Origin of the sequence: Caldovatus sediminis, from assembly GCF_014644455.1 — a bacterium.
Classification (GTDB): Bacteria; Pseudomonadota; Alphaproteobacteria; order Acetobacterales; family Acetobacteraceae; genus Caldovatus; species Caldovatus sediminis.
Genome location: NZ_BMKS01000014.1, coordinates 1 through 13,979, shown reverse-complemented (window position 1 = coordinate 13,979; position 13,979 = coordinate 1). Strand labels below are relative to the sequence as shown.

The following is a 13,979-nucleotide window of genomic DNA, read 5'->3' as shown; positions in this document are numbered from 1 at the left end:
CCGCCCTCGTCCGCGTCAGCGCGCCGGCGCCCCGCCGCCCTGGCCCCGGGCGCCGGCGGCGACGCGGGCGCGCACCTCCCGCTCATGCGCGGCGAGGGCGGTGCTGATCGTCACGCGGTAGGGCGGATCGGCCGGCCCGAGCGCGCGCAGCCGCGCCGGAAGGGCGGCGACGCGCGCCGCCGTCTCGGCGCGGGCCTGGGCGAGGGCGGGGCGCGGATGCAGGCGGCGGCCGTCGCGCATGAGGGGGCGCAGCAGCGGCTCTCCGGGCAGCGCCTCCTCGGCCCGCGCGATCACGTCCTCCTCCGCCTCGCCGTCGCGGAACCGGCGGAACACCTGCTTGCGCCCGGGCAGGATGCGCTTGCCCGCCGAGAGCTTGGTGCGCCCGACCCCGGCGTAGGCGGTGAGCTTGTAGGCGAGGTCGAGCGCCGGCGCGTCGGCCGAGACGCTCATGTCGGTGCCGACGCCGAAGGCGTCGATCGGCGCCCCGGCGGCCAGCAGCGCGGCGATCCGCTCCTCGTCCAGCCCGCCGCTGGCGAAGACCTGCACCTGGCGCAGCCCGGCCGCGTCGAGGATCGCCCGCGCCTCGCGCGACAGGGCGAGCAGGTCGCCGGAATCGAGCCGCACGCCGCGCACGCGGAAGGCGTCCCCCAGCTCGCGGGCCAGCGCGACGACGCGGCGCACGCCCTCCGCCGTGTCGTAGGTGTCCACCAGCAGGATCGTCTCCGGATAGAGGCGGGCGTAGGCGCGGAAGGCCTCGGCCTCGCTGTCGAAGGCCTGCACGAAGCTGTGCGCCATGGTGCCGGCGACCGGGATGCCGTGGCGCGCGCCGGCGAGAACGTTCGAGGTGGCGGCGACGCCGGCGAGGTGGAAGGCGCGCGCCCCGGCCACGGCGGCGTCGAGTCCCTGCGCGCGGCGGCTGCCGAAGTCCACCACCGGCCGCCCCGCCGCCGCCGCCACGACGCGCGCGGCCTTGGAGGCGAGCAGCGTCTGCAGCCCGACCTGGTTCATCGCCAGGGTCTCGACGAGCTGCGCCTCGGCCATCGGCGCGACGACCTCGAGGATCGGCTCCTCGGCGAAGACCGGCGTCCCCTCCGGCACGGCGTGGATGGCGCCCGAGAAGCGGAAGCCCGCGAGCCAGCGCAGGAACTCCTCCGGGAACTCGCCGAGCGCGCGGAGGTGGTCGAGGTCCTCCGGCGCGAAGCGCAGCGCCGCGAGCGTGTCCAGCAGGTCCTCGATGCCGCAGGCGAGCAGGAAGTTGCGCCCGCGCGGCAGGCGGCGGGCGAAGAGGCTGAACACCGCCGTCTCCCGTTCCATGCCGAGCGCGAGATAGGCGCGCGCCATGCGCAGCTCGTAGAGGTCGGTGAACAGCGCGAGCCCGGGCGGCAAGGGGGCGGGGAGGGGCAGCGGCATCGGGGTCGCCTCCTTTCGCGCGCGGCCGCGTCGCAGCGGGGCCGGACCGACGATATGGGATAGCGGGAAGCCGGGCGAGGACCAGGCCATGCAGCTCTTCGCGCTCGACGCCAGCCGCGCCTTCGGGGAGGCGGTCGCCGCCGCGCTCGGCGTGCCGCTCGCCGCGCACGAGGAGCGCGAGTTCGAGGACGGCGAGCACAAGGCGCGGCCGCTCGAGGGCGTGCGCGGCCGCGACGTCTACGTCGTGCAGGGCCTGCACGGCGGCCCCGACCAGAGCCCGAACGACAAGCTCTGCCGGCTGCTGTTCTTCCTCGGCGCGGTGCGCGATGCCGGGGCGGCGCGGGTGACGGCGATGATCCCCTACCTCGCCTACGCGCGCAAGGACCGCCGCACCAAGCCGCGCGACCCGCTGACCACCCGCTACCTCGCGCAGCTCCTCGAGGCGATGGGGGTGGATGCGGTCGTCACCCTCGACGTGCACAACGTGGTGGCGTTCCAGAACGCCTTCCGCTGCCGCGCCGAGCACCTCGACAGCCGCCTCCTCTTCGCCCGCCGCCTGCGCGGGATGGTGGGCGAGGGGCCGGTGGTGGTGGCCTCGCCCGATCCGGGCGGCGTCAAGCGGGCGCAGCTCTTCCGCGAGAGCTTCGAGGCGATGCTCGGCCGCGAGGTCGGCGCCGCCTTCATGGAGAAGCGGCGCAGCGCCGGGGTGGTGAGCGGCCACCTGCTGGTGGGCGAGGTCGCCGGCGCCACCGTGGTCGTGGTGGACGACCTGATCAGCACCGGCGGGACGATGCGGCGCGCCGCCGAGGCCTGCCTCGAGCAGGGGGCGGCGCGCGTGTTCGCGGTCGCCGCCCACGGGCTGTTCACCGGCCCGGCCGCGGAGGCGATCGCCGCGCCCGCCCTCGCGCGGACCTTCGTCACCGACACGGTGCCGCCCTTCCGCCTGCCGCCGGCGCTGCTCGGCGCGCGGGTGGAGGTGGTCGGCGCCGCGCCGCTCTTCGCCGAGGCGATCCGGCGCCTGCACGCGGGCGGCTCGATCAACGACCTGCTGGAGCACGGAGGCTGAGGGTGGCCGCCGCCTCCGCGCCGATGGCGAGGTAGCGCCGCGCCTGCGGCAGCCACTTCGCCGGCTCGCGCGGCCTGGGATCGAGCAGGTGCGCCACCGCCTGCCGGGCGCGCAGCGCCGCGCGGAAGGCGGTGTAGAAGGCGAGCAGGCGCCGGTCCGGCACGGGCTCGCCCATGCGGGCGGCGCAGCGCGCGATCAGCGCCGGCCCGATCCAGGCGGCGCCGGCCGCGGCGCACTCCATGCCGAGGAAGCAGAGCTCCTCGTAGGGATCGAGCAGCCTGAGGCGGCGGCTGAACTCCAGGCAGTCTATCACCGCCGCCGGCTCGCCGAGGAAGACGTGCTCCGGGCGGAGGTCGCCGTGCCCCTCGACGATGCGCCGCTCCGCGAGCCGGGCGAGGAGCAGCCCCGGCTCGTCGCGCAGCAGCGCCTCGACCGGGGCGAGCACCGGCTCGACCTCCTCGCGCGCGAGCCCGAAGCCCGGCGCGCAGAGCAGCTCGCGGTTGGTCGCCTGGTCCTCGAGGAAGCGGCCGAGATACTCGGCCTGGGCGAGGCTCTCCGGGGCCGCCGCGGCGTAGAAGGCCGCGAGCAGGTCGGCGACCGCCTCGATCCGGTCGGGCGTGACCGTGCCGCGGCGGATCGCCGCGTCGAGCATCCGCTCGGCCGGCAGCCGGCGCATCAGCACGAGCCAGTCCACGACCTCGCCCGCCGCGGCGTCGGCGTCGCCGAGGCGGAGCCGGCCGTCCGGACCGCGCCGGAGGACCGCGGTGCCGAGATAGACGCCGGGCGCGAGCCGGGCGTTGAGCCGCACCTCCTCCTCGCAATAGGCGCGGCGCAGCGCCAGGCTGCGGAAGTCGAGGTGGCGCGTCGCCACCGGCTTCTTCAGCTTGTAGACGAGACGATCGGTGAGGAAGACCCACGACATGCGGGTCTCGCGCGCCTCCACGGCGCGCGTGCCCTCCGGGTAGGACTCCGGCCGGCGGAGGAAGGCGACCTTCTCCGCGAGCGCGGCGTCGTCAGCTGAGCCCGGTTCCATCCGCCGCCCCTGCCCTGTCACGGGACCGAGTCTTCGCGCCCCGTCGCCGGACCGCCAAGCGCAGCCGACCGCTCCGGGCGCGCGGTAGCCCGCGCCCCGGCCAACGCGGCGGGGGCGACCCGCGTTCGCGCCCCGCCGCGCGGCGCCGGGCTGCGCCGCCCGACCCGCCGCGCTATAGCGTCGTGCCCGCCGCGGGGGGCGGACGGCAGCGCCTCCCCCGCACCGGCGGCATCCGGGGCCGAACGCTGCCGCCGCCCGAACGAGGGGTGATGCTCGAACTGCAGGGACTCACCCGCCGCTTCGGGACGGTGACGGCGGTGGACGCGGTGAGCCTCGCCGTGCCCGACGGCCAGATGGTCGGCATCGTCGGCCGCTCCGGGGCCGGCAAGTCCACGCTGCTGCGGATGGTCAACCGGCTGACCGAGCCCAGCGCCGGGCGGGTGCTGTGGGACGGCCGCGACATCACCGCGCTGCGCGGCCGCGCGCTGCGCGACTGGCGCGCCGACTGCGCCATGATCTTCCAGCAGTTCAACCTGGTGCAGCGGCTCGACGTGCTGACCAACGTGCTGATCGGGCGCCTGAACCGCCGGCGCGGGCCCCTCGCCGGGCTGACCGGCCTGCTCGGCCTGTTCACCGCCGAGGAGCGCGCCCGCGCGCTCGGCCTGCTCGACCGCTTCGGCCTCGCGGAGGCGGCATTGCAGCGGGCGGAGACCCTCTCCGGCGGCCAGCAGCAGCGGGTCGCCATCTGCCGCGCCCTGATGCAGGAGCCGAAGGTGATCCTCGCCGACGAGCCGATCGCGAGCCTCGACCCCGCCAACGCCGAGGCGGTGATGCAGGCGCTGCGGCAGGCGAACCGCGAGCAGGGCCTGACGGTGCTGTGCAACCTGCACCAGATCGAGGTGGCGCGCGCGCATTGCGACCGCATCCTCGGCCTGCGCCAGGGCCGGGTGGTGTTCGACGGCCCGCCCGCCGCGCTTGACGCCGAGCGGGAGGAGGCGATCTTCGGCGACACGGCCCCGGCGGCGCCGGGGCCGTCCGGGCCGGCGAGGGCGCCGGCCCCGCCCGGCGCCGCCCTGGTCCGATGAGCCGCCCGATCCGGTCCCGAGCACCGGGAGGACATCGCGTGTCCCTGCCTCGCCGCCGCCTGTTCCGCGCCCTGACCGCCGCCTGCGCCGCCGCGCTCCTGCCCGCCGGCGCGCGGGCGCAGCGGCGCAGCACCGATCCCGACATCGCCTTCCCCGCCCCCGGGCGGCGCGAGTGGGCGGCGCAGGTGCCGCAGCTCCGCGTCGGCGTGCTCGGCGGCGAGAACGAGGCAGACCGGCTCGGCCGCTTCGGCCCCTACCGCGAGCTGCTCGAGCGGACCTTCCAGATCCCCGTGCGGCTGTTCATGGCCAGCGACTACGCCGGCGTGATCCAGGCCTTCGGTGCGGGCCAGCTCGAGATCTCGACCATGAGTCCCGCGGCCTACGCCGCCGCCTGGCTCGACACCAACGGCGGCGTCGAGCCGATCCTCTGCACCGAGGAGGCGGACGGCTCCATCTCCTACGTCGCGGTGATGGTGGTGCGCGCGGATTCCGGCATCGCCAGCCTCGAGCAGATGCGCGGGCGCAGCATCGTCTGGTCCGACCCCAATTCCGCCTCGGGCTACCTGATCCCGCGCTTCGCCCTGCGCCGGCAGGGCATCAACCCGGACCGCTACTTCTCCCGCACCGGCTTCGGCGGCGGGCACGAGCAGGCGATCGTCGCGGTGCTGCAGCGCCAATACGACGCCGCCGTCACCTGGGCCTCCGGCATCGGCGAGGAGGCGGAGGGCTTCACCCGCGGCGCGCTGCGCTCGATGGTGGAGAAGGGGATGATCAACATGCGCGACCTGCGGGTGATCTGGCGCAGCGAGCCGATCATCAACGGACCGACGACGGTGCGCGCCGACCTGCCGGCGTCGTTCAAGGAGGACATGAAGCTCTTCCATCTGGCGCTGCCGCGCGCCCATCCGGAGATCTACCGCCAGATCGAGCGCGGCGGCGGCGCCGGCTACCGCGAGGTGACCCACGCGCAGTACCAGTTCATGGTGGACCTGCGCCGCGAGGAGGCGCAGGAGCGGCGGCGGCGGAATTGACGCTCGCCCCCTTCCGCCCCTCGCGGCCCGGCCCGTGACGGCCGCCGCCTCCGCCGTCGCGCGCGGCGAGGCCGCCTTCCGGGCGGCGCGGCGCCGCAAGCGCAGCGCCGCGCTGCTCGGCGCGGCGATCCTCCTCGGCTGCTTCCTCCTCTCCGCCTGGATCGCGGAGGCCGACCCCGCCACGCTGCGCGCCGGGCTGCCGCGCATCGGCGAGTACTTCCGGCGCATCCTGCCGACGCTGCGATGGGAGGTGCTGTTCGCCGGGACCGGGACCGAGGGCAGCCTCGCCTTCTGGTTCTACCGCCTCGACTCCTGGGCGCTGCTGCTGTGGGAGACGGCGCAGATGGCGGCGCTGGCGACGCTGACGGGCTTCGCCGCGGCGGCGCTGCTCGCCTTCCCGGCGGCGCGCAACCTCGCGCCCGGGCCGCTCGCCTACCATCTCGCGCGGCGCTCGCTCGAGGGGCTGCGCACGGTGCCCGATCTGGTGATCGCGCTGATCCTGGTCTGGGCCTTCGGCGTCGGCCCGCTCGCCGGGATCCTGGCGATCGCGCTGCACAGCACCGGCGCGCTCGGCAAGCTCTTCGCCGAGGCGATCGAGAACGCCGACCTCGGCCCCTGGGAGGGGGTGCGCGCCGCCGGCGGGAGCTGGGCGCAGGCCTGCCGCTTCGCCGTGCTGCCGCAGGTGCTGCCGAACCTGCTCAGCTACGGGCTGCTGCGCTTCGAGATCAACCTGCGCTCGGCGAGCGTGATCGGCTTCGTCGGCGCCGGCGGCATCGGCGAGGAGCTCTACACCGCGATCGCCTCGAACTACTACGAGGAGGTCAGCGCCATCGTGCTGCTCATCATCCTCGCCGTCGCCTGCGTGGACCTGCTCTCCGAGCGCGTCCGCCACCGCGTCATCGGCGCGATGGAGGGGGCGCGGTGAGCGGCGCGCGGCGCGGCGGCGCCGTCCCGCGCCCGTCGCCGTCGGAGGTCGCGGCCTGGCGCGCCCGGATGCCGCGCGCCTTCGCCCCGGCGCCCGCGCGGCGGGCGCTGCGCTGGGCGCTCGGCGGCGCCTTCCTCGCCTGGCTCGCCTGGGCGCTCTGGCAGTTCGGCTTCACGCCGCAGCGCCTGTGGAACGGGCTGTCGGGGCTGACGACCATCCTGCGCCTGATGGTCCCGCCCTCGCCCGGCGAGCAGTGGGCGGAGATCCTGCGCGGCCTCGGCGAGAGCCTCGCCATGGCCTTCCTCGGCACGCTGCTCGCGGCGGTGATCGCGCTGCCGCTCGGCGCGCTCGGCGCCCGCAACGTGCTGACCGTGGGGCTGCTGCGCTTCTCGCTGCGCCGGGTCTTCGACGGGATGCGCGGCATTGACCAGCTCGTCTGGGCCCTCGCCTATGTCCGCGCGGTGGGGCTCGGGCCGCTCGCCGGCGTGCTCGCCATCGCCAGCGCCGACGTCGCGGTGCTCGCGAAGATCTATGCCGAGGCGATCGAGAACGCCGACCGCCGCCAGGTCGAGGGGATCGCCGCCGTGGGCGGCGGGCGGCTCGCGCAGCTCCGCTTCGGCCTGCTGCCGCAGGTGGCGCCGGTCATCCTCGCCCAGGCGCTCTACTTCTTCGAGAGCAACGTCCGCTCCGCGGCCATCCTCGGCGTCGTCGGCGCGGGCGGCATCGGCCTGCAGATCGCCGAGCGCATCCGCGTGCGCTATTGGGACGAGGTGGCCTTCATCATCCTGCTCCTGATCCTGACGGTCGCCGCCATCGACGCGCTCTCCGCCCGCCTGCGCCGCCGGCTCATCGGCGGGCCCGGCGCGGCGCGCGCCTGACCGGTCCGGACATGCCCGGGCGCGGTTCCTCCCGGCCGGCGGCGCGGCACAGGCGCCGCGCGCCCGCCCTTGAGGGCGCCAGCGCGGCGGGGGAGAGTGGTGCGGCGCGGCGGCGGCCCGCGCCCGCGATTCCCGTCCTCCCCCGCCACGAGCCCGCCGCGCGGCCGACATGACCGAGCACCGCCCGACCTCCGTCACGCCCCTCGCCGCCGCGGCGTCGGTGCTCGATGCGCTGCCGATGCCGGCGGCGCTGCTGGACGGCGGGGGCGCGGTGCTGGAGGTGAACGCGGCGTGGCGGCGCCTCGCCGTGGCCGGCCTCGGCTTCGCCGGCGCCGCGGCCGGGGCGGGGGCCGACTACGTCGCCGCCTGCGCCCAGGCGATCGCCGCCGGCGCGGCGGCGGGCGCGGGCGCCGCGGCGGATGCCGCAGAGGCCGCGGCGCAGGCGGTGACGGCGGGGCTGCGCCGGGTGCTGCGGACCGGCTGCGGCGCCGGCGGGACGGGCGGCGAGGACGCCGCCGATGCCGCCTTCGAGTACGAGTATCCCTCCGCCGATGCCACCCCCGGCGGGGAGACGCGCTGGTTCCGCCTGCGCGCCCGCCGGCATGGCGGCCCCGGCGCGCCGGGCCTGGCCGGCGTCGCGGCCCTGGTGATGCACGAGGACGTGACCGAGGCGCGGCGCGCCCGCGCCGCCTTCGCGCAGCGCGAGGCGCAGCTCCGCTCGATCCTGGAGACCGTGCCCGACGCGATGGTGGTGATCGACGAGCGCGGCCTCATCCAGTCCTTCAGTTCCGCCGCCGAGCGGCTGTTCGGCTACGCGGAGGCGGAGGTCCGCGGCCGCAACGTCAGCCTGCTGATGCCCTCCCCCTACCGCGAGGCGCACGACGCCTACATGGAACGGTACCTCCGCACCGGCGAGCGGCGGATCATCGGGATCGGTCGGCTGGTCGTCGGCCAGCGGCGCGACGGTTCGACCTTCCCGATGGAGCTTGCGGTCGGCGAGGTGGTGATCGGCAACGGCGGCGGCTCGGCCGCCGGCGCGGCGGGCCCGCGGCGGCTGTTCACCGGCTTCGTCCGCGACGTGACGGAGCGGCAGGAGACCAAGGCGCGCCTGCAGGAGCTGCAGTCCGAGCTGGTGCACGTCTCGCGGCTGAGCACGATGGGCCAGATGGCGGCGACGCTCGCGCACGAGCTGAACCAGCCGCTGACCGCGACGATCAACTACCTGCGCGCCTGCCAGCGTCTGCTCGACACTCCCGGCGGACCGGACCTCGACCGGGTGCGGCAGGCAGTGGCGCTGGCCGCCGAGCAGACCCTGCGCAGCGGCCAGATCATCCGCCGCCTGCGCGACTTCGTCGCCCGCGGCGAGACCGAGCGGCGGCCGGAGAGCGCCGTCAAGCTGGCGGAGGAGGCAAGCGCGCTGGCCCTGGTCGGGGTCAAGGAGCGGGGGGTCCACGTGCAGATGCGCCTCGATCCGGAGGCGCCCTGGGTCCTCGCCGATCGCGTGCAGATCCAGCAGGTGCTGCTCAACCTGATCCGCAACGCCCTCGAGGCGATGCGCGACGGCCCGCGGCGCGAGCTCGTCATCGCCGTCGCCCCGACGCCGGCGGAAGGGGGCGCGGCGGCGCTGTTCAGCGTCGCCGACACCGGCACGGGCCTGGCGCCGCAGATCGCGGCCCAGCTCTTCCAGCCCTTCGTCTCGACCAAGTCGCACGGCCTCGGCATGGGCCTCTCGATCTGCCGCACCATCGTCGAGGCCCATGGCGGCCGGATCTGGGCCGAGCCCAATCCGGGCGGCGGCACGATCTTCCGCTTCACCCTCCCCTCCGCCCCGGCCGAGGCGGACCTCGAGGCCGGCTGACCGCGTCGTCCGCCCGGCTTCGCCGCGCGAGCGACGGGGCGCACTCGCGGCCTCGGCACCGGGCCGCGGCCGGTTCGGCCAATATCAGGCGATCGCCGACTCGATCTGGGCGAGCAGGTCGTCCTGGGCCAGCGGCTTCTCCAGCACCCCCAGCGCGCCGAGCTCGACCGCGCGCCGGGAGACCGCGGGGCTCGGCGTGCTGACGATGAGCAGGGTCGGCGTCTCCATCCCGTCGGCGCGCAGCCGGGCGAGCAGGTCGAGCCCCGTGAGCTGCGGCATCTGCTGGTCGAGCACGAGGCAGCCGATGCGGCCGCGATCGGCCTCGGCCAGGAACCGCGCGCCGGACTCGTACGTCTCGACCGCGTGGCCGGCGGTCTCGAGCAGGAAGCGGAGCGAGGCGCATACGCCGGGATCGTCATCCACGATGGCGACGACGCGGGGGGGACTGGACATGGCGGCGCTCCGACCGGACTGTTGGCGCCCGGGAACGGCCCGGGGCGGCTCGAAATGGCCCATCTAGCGAGCGCCGGCTCACGCCGCGTTGATCTGGATCAGTCCCGGGGCGTATCGCGCGGCGGGTCCGCCTCGGCCGCGACGCCGGCGCGCAGCGCCATCCGCACCAGCTCCGACAGGCTGCGCGCGCCCATCTTCTCCATCACCCGCGCGCGGTGCACCTCGATCGTCCGCGGGCTGGCACCGAGATCGTAGGCGATCGCCTTGTTCGGCTGGCCCGCCACCAGCCGCTCGAGCACCTGCCGCTCGCGGGGGGTGAGGCTGGCGAGGCGCGCGGCGAGTTCCTCGGCCTCGGCCTCGCGCTCGCGGATCCGCCGGTCGGCATCGAGCGCGGCGCGCACCGCGGCGAGCAGCACCTCGTCGTCGAACGGCTTCTCGATGAAGTCCGCCGCGCCGGCCTTGAGCGCCTGGACCGCGATCGGCACGTCGCCGTGGCCGGTCATCACGATCACCGGAAGCCGGAGGCCGATGTCCCGCAGCCGGCGCTGGAGCGCGAGCCCGTCCATGCCGGGCATCCGCACGTCGGTCAGCACGCAGCCGGCCCTCAGCTGCGCCGCGACGCCGAGGAAGGCCTCCGCCGAGTCGTAGGTGCGCACCGCGAGCCCCGCGGACTCGAACAGGAAGCTCAGCGAATGGCGGACGGCTTCGTCGTCGTCGATCACATGGACGGCGGCGTTCTCAGGCATCGGAGGTCCCCCGTGCATCCTTTCCCGGCGCGATGCCGCTCCTGTCCGCCCGCCCGGCCCGCACCGGGAGCCGCGGGCCGGGCATCCGACCGCTCCGCTCGGGATAACCGTCGCCCCGGCGCAGGTCCAGCGCGCGCGGGCACGCCCCGGCCACAGCGCCCGCCGGCCTCCGCATACGGGGATTCCCTTACGGGCAACTCCCAATTTCGACGCCCCCTCCGCGCCGGTAGGAGGGACGCAGGCAAGAGGTGCCCGACCGAGGGGAGAGAACGATGCAGCTCCAGCAGGCTTCGACCGCGGACCGGCCTCGCAGCGGCGGCGCGACGCGCTGGGCCGCGCCAAGGGATGCGGCGCCGCCGCCGCAGGGCGGCCTCGACCTGATCGAGCAGTTCGGCACCCGCCGGCTCGCGCGCCGCGGCCAGGAGTTCTACGCCGCCGGCGACCCCGCACAGTTCTGCTACCGGATCGTCAGCGGCTGCGTGCGGACCGTCGGCCTCGACGAGGACGGGCGACGCCAGGTGGCCGAGTTCCTGCTGCCGGGCGACCTGTTCGGCTTCGACTCGCTCGACACGCACCACCTCTCGGCCGAGGCGCTGACCGACACGGTCGTCGTCTGCTACCCGCGCCGCGCGGTGGACGCGCTGGCGGAGCAGCACCCCGGGCTGGCGCGTCGGCTGCGCGACCTCACCCTGCGGAACCTGCGGCGGGCGCACGAGAAGATGTTCCTCCTCGGCCGCAAGTCGGCCGGCGAGCGCGTCGCCGCCTTCCTCCTCGAGATGGCCGAGCGCACCGCACCCGGCGCCGAGGGGACGCACATCGCGCTGCCGATGACCCGCGCCGACATGGCCGATCACCTCGGCCTGACCATCGAGACAGTCTCGCGCACCATGGCGCAGCTCTGCCGCGAGGGTGCGATCGCCTCCTGCAAATCCGGGATCGAGATCCGCGACCGCGAGGCGCTCGCGAACTTCTGCGCCGGCGGTACCCGGCACTGACGGCGGGCATCGTGGCCGCCCCTCGCGGGAGACGCGCGGTCGCGTTGCATGCCCGGTCCGGCGCGGGCCGGCGACCCCGCGTCGCCCCGCATCAAGCCTTCGGTGCGCGTCCGCGCCTGCTGCCGGCGCCGCGCGCCGGGCCGCGCCGATGAACCGGGCACCGGACGTGCCGGCCGGCGAGGAGCCGGCACGCCGGGCAGCGGGTCACGACATGCCGGCGCGGCGTGGGCACGGGCTGCGCACGCATCTTCTCGTGCTGGTGCTCGTCGCCCTGGCGCCCGCCCTCGTCGTCGGCGCCGCCGCGGCCTGGTACGCGGCCGCCGGCTACCGGGCGGCGAGCGAGGCGCGGCTGCGGGACACGGCGCGGGCGCTCGCCCTCGCGGTGGACGAGGAGATCGCGCGCGCCGAGGCCGCCGCGATCGCCCTCGCCGCCTCGCCGGACCTGGACCCGGGCGGCGACCTGCGGCGGTTCGACGAGCGGGCGCGGCTGGTCGCCGAATCGATCGGCGCGGCGGTGTTCGTCGCCGGGCCCGGTCCCGACCATCCCCGGGTCGTGGATACCCGCCTGCCGGCAGGCGCGGCCCCCATGCCCGATCCACCCGACGCCGGCGCCGCAGCGGCTGCGGTGGCGCGCGTCTTCGCCACCGGCCGCACCGTCGTGGGCGACCTCGCCGCCGGTCCCGCGGGCGGCGCGATGCGGGCGAGCGTGGTCGTCCCCGCGACGCGCGACGGGGCAGGAACGGTCTGGGCGGTCGGCGTGACGCTGGCCCCGGCCCGCCTCTCGGCCCTGCTCGCGGCGCAGGGCCTGACCGACGGGGCCTTCGCCGCGGTGGCGGACGCTCGCGGCATCGTGGTCGCGCGCAGCCGGGATGCGGAGCGGTTCATCGGCCGCTCGGCGGAAACCTGGTACGCCGCGGCGATGGCCGATGGCGGAGGGGCGGGCCACGTCACGCGCGGGCGCTCGCTCGAGCACGAGGAGGTGCTGATGGCAACCCACCGGCTGTGGGCGGCCCCGGGCTGGGCCGTGATCGTCGCGGCACCCTACGCCGCGCATGCGGCGAGCTGGCGGGCGCCGCTGCGCGGTCTCGCCGTCGGCGGCGCGGCGGCGCTGGCGCTGGCCGCAGCGCTCGCGACATGGCTCGCGCGGCGCCTGCTCCGCCCGGTGGAGGCGCTGGCGCTCGGCGCGCGGGCGGTGGCGATGGCCGACGGGACCGGGCCGGATCTCGCGATCGCCGCACCGCGCTCGACGGTGGCCGAATTCGAGGCGCTCCGCCTCGGCATCGCCGACGCGGAGGCGGCGCTGCGCCGGCGCGCGGAAGCGGAACGCCGCGCGGCGGCGGCGCTGCGCGAGAGCGACCGCCGCATGCAGGAGCTGCGCTCCGAGTTCCTGCGCGTCGCGCGGCTGAGCGAGATGGGGCAGATGGCGGTCACCCTGGCGCACGAGCTGAGCCAGCCCCTGGCCGCCTCGGTGAACTACATCAACGGCGCGCGGCGGCTGGTCGAGCGCGCCGCCGCCGAGGGGGATCCGCAGCGCGACGCGGCGCTCGAGGCGCTCGGCCGCGCGGCGGGCGAGGCGGTGCGCGCCGGGCAGATCATCCGGCGGATGCGCGGCCTCGCCCTCCGCGGCGAGGCCGAGAAGCGGATCGAGGATCCGGCGAGCCTAGTCGAGGAGGCGAACGAGCTCGCGTGGATCCTGGCCAAGCACGCGCAGGTCGAGGTGCGCCTCGCGCTCGACCGCCTGGCGCCGACCGTGCTCGCGGACCGGATCCAGATCCAGCAGGTGCTGCTCAACCTCATGCACAACGCCATCGAGGCGATGGAGGGACAGGAGGCGGAGCGCAGGCTGACGGTCTCGACGCGACGCGCCGCGGCGGCGGGCGCCGAGCAGGTGGAGATCAGCGTGGCCGACACCGGGCCCGGGCTCCCCGAGGAGGTCCAGGCGGAGCTCTTCGCCCCCTTCGTCACCACCAAGCCGGGCGGGGTGGGCGTCGGCCTGTCGGTCTGCCGCACCATCGTCGAGGCGCATGGCGGCCGCATCTGGGCCGAGCCCAATCCCGGCGGCGGCACGGTCTTCCGCTTCACCCTTCCCGCCTCCGGCGCCGCCGGGGGCGACGACGCCGAGTCCGGCGGCGGGGCCGCGGAGAGCGGCATCCGGGCGGCGCCGGAAGACGGGCCTCGCGGCCCGAACGCATGAAGGGCGGGCCGCTCGCCCCTCCCCGCGACGAGGGGCGCGGCGCCGCAGCCCCGTCGGGGCCGCCGCCGAGCGGGTCGTCGCCCTCGCCCGGCAACCGCCACGGCGGCGCGACGCCAACGGGTGGCTAGAGCGGATTGCGGACGGCCGGAAACGGCCGGGAGCGTGAATCGGCTCGGCAGACAACGAGCGGGAGCCGTTGCAGCGAGCACAGCCGAGCGGAATCGGCTCTAGTGGTCTGATCGCCGTTGGTGATTCCCATGCTGGCCTGGCCCTGCGAGTCTGGGCGCATGAGGGAAGGCGTTGAG

General features: G+C 76.1%; 12 protein-coding genes. 8 read left to right on the top strand and 4 right to left on the bottom strand.

The features are described 5' to 3' along the window. Positions 1-15 precede the first annotated feature (15 nt). The gene (locus IEX99_RS17740) at positions 16-1,410 is read right to left on the bottom strand and encodes a nicotinate phosphoribosyltransferase (RefSeq protein WP_188902766.1); all 1,395 of its coding nucleotides are present in this window, start codon (positions 1,408-1,410) and stop codon (positions 16-18) included. 88 nt (positions 1,411-1,498) lie between these two features. Between IEX99_RS17740 and IEX99_RS17735 the strand changes: the two genes are divergently transcribed. Next, complete coding sequence (locus IEX99_RS17735; RefSeq protein WP_188902764.1) at positions 1,499-2,476, top strand: ribose-phosphate diphosphokinase; 978 nt, start codon at positions 1,499-1,501, stop codon at positions 2,474-2,476. Here IEX99_RS17735 and IEX99_RS17730 read toward each other — a convergent pair. Beyond that, positions 2,448-3,509 carry a hypothetical protein gene (locus IEX99_RS17730; RefSeq protein WP_188902762.1) on the bottom strand — a complete coding sequence of 354 codons (1,062 nt, stop codon included), beginning with the start codon at positions 3,507-3,509 and terminating at the stop codon, positions 2,448-2,450. The genes IEX99_RS17735 and IEX99_RS17730 overlap by 29 nt on opposite strands. Positions 3,510-3,778: 269 nt before the next feature. On the opposite strand from IEX99_RS17730, the gene phnC reads away from it, so the two are divergent. The 5 genes from phnC (at position 3,779) to IEX99_RS17705 (ending at position 9,286) form a co-directional block, all read left to right on the top strand. Further along, positions 3,779-4,594, top strand: coding sequence for a phosphonate ABC transporter ATP-binding protein (phnC, locus tag IEX99_RS17725; protein WP_188902760.1), 816 nt, complete (start codon positions 3,779-3,781; stop codon positions 4,592-4,594). Between the two features lie 38 nt (positions 4,595-4,632). Next, positions 4,633-5,625, top strand: a complete 993-nt coding sequence (gene phnD, locus IEX99_RS17720) for a phosphate/phosphite/phosphonate ABC transporter substrate-binding protein (RefSeq protein ID WP_229678113.1) — start codon at positions 4,633-4,635, stop codon at positions 5,623-5,625. A gap of 34 nt (positions 5,626-5,659) precedes the next feature. Beyond that, complete coding sequence (gene phnE, locus IEX99_RS17715; protein WP_188902756.1) at positions 5,660-6,550, top strand: phosphonate ABC transporter, permease protein PhnE; 891 nt, start codon at positions 5,660-5,662, stop codon at positions 6,548-6,550. Beyond that, positions 6,547-7,428 (top strand): phosphonate ABC transporter, permease protein PhnE, encoded by an 882-nt coding sequence (gene phnE / locus IEX99_RS17710; RefSeq protein WP_229678112.1) that lies wholly within the window; start codon positions 6,547-6,549, stop codon positions 7,426-7,428. Before phnE (IEX99_RS17715) ends, phnE (IEX99_RS17710) begins: the two co-directional genes overlap by 4 nt. A gap of 169 nt (positions 7,429-7,597) precedes the next feature. After that, positions 7,598-9,286 carry a sensor histidine kinase gene (locus tag IEX99_RS17705; protein ID WP_229678111.1) on the top strand — a complete coding sequence of 563 codons (1,689 nt, stop codon included), beginning with the start codon at positions 7,598-7,600 and terminating at the stop codon, positions 9,284-9,286. 84 nt (positions 9,287-9,370) lie between these two features. Here the strand turns inward: IEX99_RS17705 and IEX99_RS17700 are convergent, their stop codons facing one another. Further along, positions 9,371-9,739: a response regulator transcription factor gene (locus IEX99_RS17700; protein WP_188902754.1), complete on the bottom strand. Its 369-nt coding sequence runs from the start codon at positions 9,737-9,739 to the stop codon at positions 9,371-9,373. Positions 9,740-9,837: 98 nt separating this feature from the next. After that, complete coding sequence (gene fixJ, locus IEX99_RS17695; RefSeq protein ID WP_188902752.1) at positions 9,838-10,485, bottom strand: response regulator FixJ; 648 nt, start codon at positions 10,483-10,485, stop codon at positions 9,838-9,840. 272 nt (positions 10,486-10,757) lie between these two features. On the opposite strand from fixJ, the gene IEX99_RS17690 reads away from it, so the two are divergent. After that, the gene (locus IEX99_RS17690) at positions 10,758-11,480 is read left to right on the top strand and encodes a helix-turn-helix domain-containing protein (RefSeq protein WP_188902750.1); all 723 of its coding nucleotides are present in this window, start codon (positions 10,758-10,760) and stop codon (positions 11,478-11,480) included. 211 nt (positions 11,481-11,691) lie between these two features. Next, a complete protein-coding gene (locus IEX99_RS17685) occupies positions 11,692-13,674 on the top strand; it encodes an ATP-binding protein (protein ID WP_188902748.1) in 1,983 nt (660 codons plus the stop codon). Positions 13,675-13,979: the final 305 nt, after the last annotated feature.

Excerpts from the sequence above, each read along its gene's own strand:
- IEX99_RS17740 (WP_188902766.1), bottom strand. The coding sequence starts at position 1,410 with ATGCCGCTGCCCCTCCCCGCCCCCTTGCCGCCCGGGCTCGCGCTGTTC.
- IEX99_RS17735 (WP_188902764.1), top strand. The coding sequence starts at position 1,499 with ATGCAGCTCTTCGCGCTCGACGCCAGCCGCGCCTTCGGGGAGGCGGTC.
- IEX99_RS17730 (WP_188902762.1), bottom strand. The coding sequence starts at position 3,509 with ATGGAACCGGGCTCAGCTGACGACGCCGCGCTCGCGGAGAAGGTCGCC.
- phnC (WP_188902760.1), top strand. The coding sequence starts at position 3,779 with ATGCTCGAACTGCAGGGACTCACCCGCCGCTTCGGGACGGTGACGGCG.
- IEX99_RS17705 (WP_229678111.1), top strand. The coding sequence starts at position 7,598 with ATGACCGAGCACCGCCCGACCTCCGTCACGCCCCTCGCCGCCGCGGCG.
- IEX99_RS17700 (WP_188902754.1), bottom strand. The coding sequence starts at position 9,739 with ATGTCCAGTCCCCCCCGCGTCGTCGCCATCGTGGATGACGATCCCGGC.
- fixJ (WP_188902752.1), bottom strand. The coding sequence starts at position 10,485 with ATGCCTGAGAACGCCGCCGTCCATGTGATCGACGACGACGAAGCCGTC.
- IEX99_RS17690 (WP_188902750.1), top strand. The coding sequence starts at position 10,758 with ATGCAGCTCCAGCAGGCTTCGACCGCGGACCGGCCTCGCAGCGGCGGC.
- IEX99_RS17685 (WP_188902748.1), top strand. The coding sequence starts at position 11,692 with ATGCCGGCGCGGCGTGGGCACGGGCTGCGCACGCATCTTCTCGTGCTG.